This is a genomic window from Parashewanella hymeniacidonis (assembly GCF_016900895.1).
Taxonomy (GTDB): Bacteria; Pseudomonadota; Gammaproteobacteria; order Enterobacterales; family Shewanellaceae; genus Parashewanella; species Parashewanella hymeniacidonis.
The window spans coordinates 1-1103 of sequence record NZ_JAFEUN010000300.1; the positions used below are offsets into that span (position 1 = coordinate 1).

Sequence of the window (1103 nt, forward strand, 5' to 3'; positions counted from 1 at the left end):
GCTGATAAATAGCTCACTCACATCACAAAATTATTTCTGAGATATTTGCATATATAAGTAGCGTCGGGCTGGTTCAACAACCAGATAAGGCGCAGGCTGCGCTACGCCTATCCTTATTTATTATGTGCCTTGCTGATTAATAATTTCATAGCCTTGCTTTTGATAATTACTGATACAGCTTTGATACTCTTCTTCCAAACCTGTTTGATCAATGACTCCAAAAGCCCAAGTATTACACTTCACTGTTTCTTTAGATGAACTTTCTAATACAGTTACCTTGTAATATTTTACAAAACCAAGAGCATGAGCTGCTTCAACAAATTTCGTATATACAAGAAAGCTAAACCCTATGATTACAGCTAAAGTAAAAATCTTTTTCATCGGAATCCTTTCAATTTCAATTGATGCCTAAATTTTTTAGCACATAATGCCAAATTCAGGTGCGCCGTAGGCGTCACATGGAATTTCTTATTAGAGGTTTGTCACCACCAAAACTAAGCCAAAAATAATTATTAACCCAACTATAAATATATTGCCACTCTTTTTAGCAACACCAACTTGTTCTTCTGAGATTGATCGCATAGGTAATGAAGATAACTCCCAAAACGAACAGACCAACCAGATAAATGGAAATAGCAACAAACTGAAAATACTATTGTTTTGAAAGAGCAAAAACACACTTAAAGCTGCTCCTAATATTTTACCCAAAGTTGGCCAGCCAGATTGAAAACCAAAACGATATTTTGAATGCACAAAACTTAGTTGACCGCATGCTTTGCACTCAGAAGGAGAATCAGAACCAGACCAAAGCTTTGACCAAAAACCAATTCCCTTTTTATTGCAGCTTGGACAGATAAACAATTAAAACCTCTAACGCCGCATTAAGCTGCAAATAGTGCTTGGCTAAATTTTGGAACGCAGTGACAAAAGCCAAGCAGTATTTGTCAGATTGAATGCCTTGTTGAACCAAGCCGCTTTGCGGCAGAAACTGCTGATAAACAACAATTAATCATATCAATCAACGATATCGTTCATACTTCTTTGGCAGCAATATCGCTGTCAACGTTTAGGAGTATGGCTATGAGCCCTTACGAACAACAACG

General features: G+C 37.0%; 2 protein-coding genes. Both read right to left on the reverse strand.

Translation table 11 applies throughout. The features are described from left to right. Positions 1–120: 120 nt before the first annotated feature. Positions 121–381, reverse strand: coding sequence for a hypothetical protein (locus JQC92_RS22435; RefSeq protein ID WP_205001739.1), 261 nt, complete (start codon positions 379–381; stop codon positions 121–123). A gap of 90 nt (positions 382–471) precedes the next feature. Next, positions 472–861 carry a hypothetical protein gene (locus tag JQC92_RS22440; protein WP_205001740.1) on the reverse strand — a complete coding sequence of 130 codons (390 nt, stop codon included), beginning with the start codon at positions 859–861 and terminating at the stop codon, positions 472–474. Positions 862–1103 lie beyond the last annotated feature (242 nt).